The sequence below is a fragment of the Moraxella caviae genome (assembly GCF_002014985.1).
GTDB classification, from domain to species: domain Bacteria; phylum Pseudomonadota; class Gammaproteobacteria; order Pseudomonadales; family Moraxellaceae; genus Moraxella; species Moraxella caviae.
In genome coordinates this window covers 1-1,395 of sequence record NZ_MUXU01000047.1, presented here as the reverse complement: position 1 = coordinate 1,395, position 1,395 = coordinate 1, and the positions used below count along the sequence as shown (strand labels likewise).

Genomic DNA, 1,395 nt, shown 5'->3' with positions numbered 1-1,395 from the left:
AGGGAGGGGAGTACGTCACGCTTGGTTGCGATTGCAAGAACAAACTGGCAGTTTAAAAAGACGTGTAAGAATAATCGATCCCCAAGAGCTCGCAAAATATCTTAAAAAATACCCAGAAGCTAACTTATATCAAGTTGCTGAACATTTTAATTGCAGTATGGCAGCTATTTCAAGTGTGTGTAAAAGACACATCAACGCAGCGTTTGAATTTCGCTGGGAGCTTCCAGATGAACTATCAAACTTAACCGCTCAAGCAAAAATTGATGCCGTCAAGGCACAACAATACATTGAACAACATCCAAACGCAAGATACGATGAGCTTGCCAAACATCTTGGTTGTTCAGATACCCATGTGCGCCATCAATGTTGGCTGTTAGGCTTCAAACGTAAAAGAGTTTGGATTTTTCATTAATCCTAAAAAATTTGAAATTTTTTTGCAGAAAGTGCTTGACTATGAAGTTAATCTACATTATATTATAAGACATATTGCAGAGAGCGATATGTTTGGTTCGAATCTCCAAAGATTCAAAACAAAACTTGGGCAAAATCGCCAATTCTTGTGCAGTGCACCACGCCAAGAATGGCGCAGGACAAACTCACCTGATTTGCCCTAATTTAGCGAAGTAGAGCAATGGTAGCTCGTCGGATTCATAATCCGAAGGTTGTCGGTTCAAGTCCGACCTTCGCTTCCAGATTTTAAGAATTTTTGAATTGGCAGTTTGTTGATTCAAAAAACCAGTCAGCGATTGGCAGTGCAAAGTAGTTGCTTGAGGGGGAGGATAAGGCGTTTGCTTTGTCCTATGATGAGCCGTAAGTTCTACGGTGATAGCCTATGGAGTTGATGTAAGTCCAAGTTCAAAAGAACAAGGCAGACAACGGTGAAGTAGGAAGAAAACGCTGAATCTACTTTAGTAGATTTGGGTAGGTTTTTTGGAACGGTTGCTTCGTGCTGCTGTAATAGGCGCAGCCACTGAGAAACTCTCGTGGCACTGCGCCAACCTTTTTCAAGCCGCCATAGCTCAATGGTAGAGCGTAAACAAAAGCAAGGTGATCTTCGGTGCTTTTGTTTGAGATGTAGGTTCGATTCCTGCTGGGGGCGTCATTTTTTCACTCGGGCTTGTAGCTTAATGGTTAAAGCAGCGGACTCATAATCCGTTGAGTGTAGGTTCAAATCCTATCAGGCCCACCAAAAATATGCTTGTCAGCATAGTAATTTAGCTACGGTCTGGACTGGTTCGCTGGTCGTAAACTACGGATTCCGTATACCGTAGCGCTTTTTTTGGGTAATTATTTGGCGGTAAGCATTGAAAGGAAGATGCTTGATGGTGATAGTGGTTTGACTCCCCTACTGTCGAATATCCCAGTAATATGGTTCCAGTGACGTACTCCCCTCCC

At 42.7% G+C, this 1,395-nt stretch carries 1 protein-coding gene and 2 tRNA genes; all 3 read left to right on the top strand.

Features of this window, described 5'->3' with window-relative positions; all coding sequences use genetic code 11:
• A partial coding sequence (locus tag B0181_RS07760) for an IS630 transposase-related protein (RefSeq protein WP_249024909.1) occupies nt 1–412 on the top strand: 412 nt, incomplete at its 5' end.
• 205 nt (nt 413–617) lie between these two features.
• A tRNA-Met gene (locus tag B0181_RS07755) sits at nt 618–692 on the top strand.
• Between the two features lie 421 nt (nt 693–1,113).
• A tRNA-Ile gene (locus tag B0181_RS07745) sits at nt 1,114–1,189 on the top strand.
• Nucleotides 1,190–1,395: the final 206 nt, after the last annotated feature.